Consider the following 4,690-nt stretch of genomic DNA (forward strand, 5'->3'; position numbering starts at 1 on the left):
AGAATTTCAAGAGCATCTTGCGTATCCTTTAATTCACGTTTTAAACGCCTGTTTTCAAGCTCGGTCTCTGTTAGATTTCCTGAACCTTTAAATGTTGCCTGGTTGTTATTGGCTTTAGCTTCTTGCTTCCATCTATATAAAGTACTATCTCCAATACCTAAATTTTTCGCACATTCTTTACGACTAAGTTCTGGATGTGTTAAACAATAATTAACTGCATTTTGTTTAAATTCTTGATCAAACTGTTTCTTTTTATTTGCCATTTTCTTTTGCCTTCCTTCGTCTGTGAATCATCCTCTTTCTATTGTACCACTGGTGTAAATTTTCTCTTTTTGACTAGTCCTATTTATATGCTAACATCAATTTACAAAGCAAAAAAGATGTATTGAATATAGTTCAGATAACTGGAGAGTTACCTTGTTGTTTAGAAGATGTAATTGATGAGTTTGGAAAGAAGAGTGAATAATGATGAAAAAGTTAGTGTGTTTAGGATTGTGCTTGATTCTTAGCGGTTGTACAAGTACACCTGTTGCCAAAAATGATGCAGAACGAAAAGTGAATGTGAATGTAATTGAGGTATCTGCTTCTACGATAGACGAAATAGAGGAAATGGCAATTAAGGATGTTGAGGACACAAAGGCAAAGTTAGAGCGTGAAAGGGATGCTTTGAGTGAAGAAATAACAGATTTTGATATATATACGAAAAATGTAGATAAGGTAAAAGCGTATTATGATGATGCTTTAAAACAGACAGAGTTGTTGTCCGTTCGATTGAGGGAATATGCTTATAAGTATGCTGAATTGATTATGAATGAGGATGTATCATATAAAGTGAAATACAAAGATTTGAGCGGAATCTATGAATATATATATGAAGATGCGGGTAAGGATATGTATGATATATATGATAAGACTGTAAAAAATATGTATGATATCTATTATGATGGAATTATTAAAGATGCATATGATACGGAAGATTACGATGTGTGGAGTGATGCAAGTTCGGATGCTTACGATGATTGGTCGAATTGTTTATCGGATATTTATGATGTTTGGTCGGATATGCAGTCTGATATTTATGAATTCCAATCGGATTTGAGAAGTGAAGTATATGATCATGATGATGAAAGAGCGCAGAAGAAGATGGATAAGTTTAAAAAATCAATTCTTCGTATGAAGGAGGATGCGAATGATTAGAGAGAATCGATGATTTTCTCTAATTTTTTTCTAAAATGAGCTTGCATCACAGATTATAGTGGTGTATAGTAAATAGGCGTGCGTGGGAGAATGCGTAACTGTTCGTATTACCACAGCATAGGACAAAATATAGGAGGAACGTCTTATGAGCAAGAAAAAAGTTACAAAAGTTTGTAAGTTGCAGTTCCAAGCTGGTGGAGCTAAACCAGGTCCAGCATTAGCAAGTGCTGGTATCAACATGCCTCAGTTCTGTACAGCTTTCAATGATGCAACAAAAGATCGTAAAGGTGATATTGTTCCAGTTGTCATTACTGCTTATGAAGATAAGAGTTTTGATTTCGTATTGAAAACAACACCTGCTGCTAACTTATTGAAAAAAGCAGCAAACGTACAAAAAGCAAGTGGAGATCAAAAAGTAGTTGCTGGTACAATTACAGTTGATCAATTAAAAGAAATTGCTGAGTACAAAATGCCAGACTTGAATGCCAACGATGTAGAAGCTGCAATGCGTATTGTTGCTGGTACTGCACGTAACATGGGTATCAAGGTTGAAGGATTTGAATAGGAGGAACATCAATAATGGCAAAAGTAAGTAAGAGATATGCTGAAGCAGCTAAATTGGTTGATCGTTCAAAAACTTATTCAATTGAAGAAGCTGTTAAATTAGCTAAAGAAACTAGTAAAACAAAATTCGACGCAAGTGTTGAAGTAAGTTTCCGTTTAAACGTAGACCCTCGTCACGCTGATCAGCAAATTCGTGGGGCAATGGTATTACCTAATGGAACTGGTAAAACACAACGCGTTTGTGTAGTTGCACAAGGCGAAAAAGAAAAAGAAGCTCAGGCTGCTGGTGCTGATTTCGTTGGTGGTGCAGATATTATCGAAAAAATCTCTAAAGGTTGGTTCGATTTTGATGTATTAGTAGCTACTCCAGATATGATGGGTCAATTAGGTCGTTTAGGACGTGTTTTAGGTCCTAAAGGATTAATGCCAAACCCTAAGACTGGTACAGTAACAATGGATGTTGCTAAGGCTATTGATGAAATCAAAAAAGGTAAAGTTACTTACCGTGTTGACAAAGAAGGAAACGTCAACTTAGCCATCGGTAAAACAAGTTTTACTGATGAAGCATTAGTTGAAAACTTCAATGCAATCTTCAACACAATTGCTAAGGCTCGTCCTGCAACTGTAAAAGGTGCATACATGAAAAACTTAGTTGTTTCAACAACAATGGGTCCTGGAATCCACGTTGAAATCGTTAAGTAATTGACAAATCTAGTAAAATAAATTAAACTACAGATTGTTATCAATATTCCAAAGACAGTAACGGCATATGCTTAATAATGTTACCGAGGGTATGATGCATTGACTTTGCACAATTAGCCCGTCTTTGATGCGGGCTTTTCTTTTGAATATTGTTACAATAGATGAAAGAAGAGGTGGATCGAATGAACAAAGACATCCTTGCACAAAAGGAAGCTGACGTTATCGCCTTATCTGAAAAAATGGAAGCTGCTAGTAGTATTGTATTAGTAGAATACCGTGGATTATCAGTAAAGGAAGTAACAGAACTTCGTCGTGCTTTGCGTGAAGAAAACGTTGAATTCAAAGTTTACCGTAACGCAATCGCTCGTCGTGCAGCTGAAAAATTAGGCCACGAAGATTTCGCAAAAACTTTAGTTGGACCTAACGCATTGGCATTTGGTAAAGATCCAGTTGCTCCTGCTCGTGTATTAGCTAAATTCGCTAAAAACCATGAAGCATTGGTATTAAAAACTGGTATCGTGGATGGAGCTATGGTAGACGAAGCTACTATCCAAAAATTGTCTGCATTACCTAACAAAGAAGGTATGTTGGCTAAATTCGCATCTTGCTTAAATGCTCCAGTTATCAAATTTGCTATGACTGTTAAAGCATTGGCAGAAGCTAAAGAAAACGGATCTGTAAAAACAGAAGAAGCACCAGCTACAGAAGAAGCTGCTGCGTAATTAATTATAGGAGGAAAATAAAATGGCTAAATTAACTCAAGAAGAAATTCTTTCTTATTTAGAAGAAGCAACAATTTTAGAATTAAACGACTTAGTAAGTGCAATCGAAGAAAAATTTGGTGTAGTAGCTGCTGCTGCTGTTGCTGCTCCAGCTGCTGCTGCTGAAGAAGCTGCAGGACCTAGCGAAGTAACTGTTACATTAACAGATGTTGGTGGAACAAAAGTTGCTGTAATCAAAGCCGTACGTGAAATCACTGGTTTAGGATTAGTTGACGCTAAGAAATTAGTAGATGGTGTTCCAGCTGCTATTAAAGAAAACGTATCTCCAGAAGAAGCAGAATCAATTAAAGAAAAATTAGTTGCTGCTGGAGCTACTGTAGAAATTAAGTAATTTAAGCTTAATAAGTAATTAAAGCCTTTGTCCTTAGATAAAGGCTTTTTTTCTATTCATTTAATGAGCATGGGCTTAAATGATACTATTATGATACTAAAAAAGACATCATTCTAATTGCGATGATGTCTTTTATATATGTTTATTCGTCTTTTAATATTTTTGTGACTGCATTATAGATACCGTTATCGTATGTAGATGTTGTGGCAAAATTTGCGTAGCTTTTGACAAAATCACTCGCATTTCCCATCGCAACGCCAATATCGGCTTTCTTTAACATATGGATATCATTTGTGCTATCTCCAAAACAGATGGTATCTTGCCATGTGAATCCTGTTTTTTCAAGAATCATTTCAATGCCTTTTGATTTATCATTATCAGCATTGAAGATATCGAAGCAGAATCCATCGGTTTTAACGTTAATTAAATCGTTCCTTAGATTTGGGTGAGTTTCCATAAATTGGTCAACTAATTTTTTATCTTTAGTAAGAACTACGGCATTAAAGGCTTTGTGCCTTAAATGATAGGACTGACTAGGGTCGTAGAATAGTGAATCTAGTACGTTGCAGTATTTACAAAAGTCATACATTGGGTAAAAGTTGTTGTAAATGTATGTGGCATCTCCAAAGTGAAACATCAGACCTGTTTCATGTTTTTTGCTGAAATTGACTAAGTCATTCACATTGTCTTGTAAGATTGGATAGCTTCCGATTTCTTGAAAATCTTTGTCTAGAATGTAGCTTCCGTTGATCAATACATAATAATCAAATTGAACGCGTTGTAATATAAGTTTCATTTGATTTAAGGGACGGCCAGTTGCCGCACAGACAATATATCCTTTATCTTTTAGTGTCTGTATAGCGTCTAATGCGCTTTCTTGAATAACGTCATTTTCGGTTTGGTAAAGTGTTCCGTCCATGTCGAAAAATACAATTTTGTGTTTCATAAACATACCTCTATTCTTGTCTATATTATACTTTAATGAATGGGGAATGCGTATAAAATTTTTTTATAAAAGACACATTTAATAAATTAGGATATAAAGCTAAAATCAACACTCATACAACGTCTTATATAAATTGACTTCTGGGCATATATCTTTATTTCGAATGCC

General features: G+C 35.3%; 7 protein-coding genes and 1 other annotated feature. Of the genes, 5 read left to right on the top strand and 2 right to left on the bottom strand.

The window, feature by feature from the left end:
• On the bottom strand, window positions 1-263 hold a 263-nt coding region (locus ACZQCL_RS06600; RefSeq protein ID WP_482482349.1), incomplete at its 3' end, for a transposase.
• A 205-nt stretch (window positions 264-468) separates the two neighbouring features.
• On the opposite strand from ACZQCL_RS06600, the gene ACZQCL_RS06605 reads away from it, so the two are divergent.
• From ACZQCL_RS06605 to rplL, 5 genes are all read left to right on the top strand, one after another.
• Window positions 469-1,197 (top strand): hypothetical protein, encoded by a 729-nt coding sequence (locus tag ACZQCL_RS06605; protein WP_482482351.1) that lies wholly within the window; start codon window positions 469-471, stop codon window positions 1,195-1,197.
• Window positions 1,198-1,342: 145 nt separating this feature from the next.
• Window positions 1,343-1,762 carry a 50S ribosomal protein L11 gene (rplK, locus tag ACZQCL_RS06610; protein ID WP_003866292.1) on the top strand — a complete coding sequence of 140 codons (420 nt, stop codon included), beginning with the start codon at window positions 1,343-1,345 and terminating at the stop codon, window positions 1,760-1,762.
• 14 nt (window positions 1,763-1,776) lie between these two features.
• Complete coding sequence (gene rplA / locus ACZQCL_RS06615; protein WP_118116353.1) at window positions 1,777-2,463, top strand: 50S ribosomal protein L1; 687 nt, start codon at window positions 1,777-1,779, stop codon at window positions 2,461-2,463.
• 30 nt (window positions 2,464-2,493) lie between these two features.
• Window positions 2,494-2,613, top strand: a sequence feature (ribosomal protein L10 leader region).
• A 32-nt stretch (window positions 2,614-2,645) separates the two neighbouring features.
• Window positions 2,646-3,185: a 50S ribosomal protein L10 gene (gene rplJ / locus ACZQCL_RS06620; protein WP_227992158.1), complete on the top strand. Its 540-nt coding sequence runs from the start codon at window positions 2,646-2,648 to the stop codon at window positions 3,183-3,185.
• A gap of 22 nt (window positions 3,186-3,207) precedes the next feature.
• Window positions 3,208-3,576, top strand: coding sequence for a 50S ribosomal protein L7/L12 (gene rplL, locus ACZQCL_RS06625; protein WP_003866295.1), 369 nt, complete (start codon window positions 3,208-3,210; stop codon window positions 3,574-3,576).
• A gap of 142 nt (window positions 3,577-3,718) precedes the next feature.
• On the opposite strand, the gene ACZQCL_RS06630 is transcribed toward rplL, so the two are convergent.
• Window positions 3,719-4,522 (bottom strand): HAD family hydrolase, encoded by an 804-nt coding sequence (locus tag ACZQCL_RS06630; protein ID WP_117573316.1) that lies wholly within the window; start codon window positions 4,520-4,522, stop codon window positions 3,719-3,721.
• Between the last annotated feature and the right edge of the window lie 168 nt (window positions 4,523-4,690).

The sequence above is a fragment of the Holdemanella sp. genome, assembly GCF_056804935.1.

Coding starts and splice junctions, on each gene's coding strand:
- rplL (WP_003866295.1), top strand. CDS start 3,208: ATGGCTAAATTAACTCAAGAAGAAATTCTTTCTTATTTAGAAGAAGCA.
- rplK (WP_003866292.1), top strand. CDS start 1,343: ATGAGCAAGAAAAAAGTTACAAAAGTTTGTAAGTTGCAGTTCCAAGCT.
- ACZQCL_RS06605 (WP_482482351.1), top strand. CDS start 469: ATGAAAAAGTTAGTGTGTTTAGGATTGTGCTTGATTCTTAGCGGTTGT.
- rplJ (WP_227992158.1), top strand. CDS start 2,646: ATGAACAAAGACATCCTTGCACAAAAGGAAGCTGACGTTATCGCCTTA.
- ACZQCL_RS06630 (WP_117573316.1), bottom strand. CDS start 4,522: ATGAAACACAAAATTGTATTTTTCGACATGGACGGAACACTTTACCAA.
- rplA (WP_118116353.1), top strand. CDS start 1,777: ATGGCAAAAGTAAGTAAGAGATATGCTGAAGCAGCTAAATTGGTTGAT.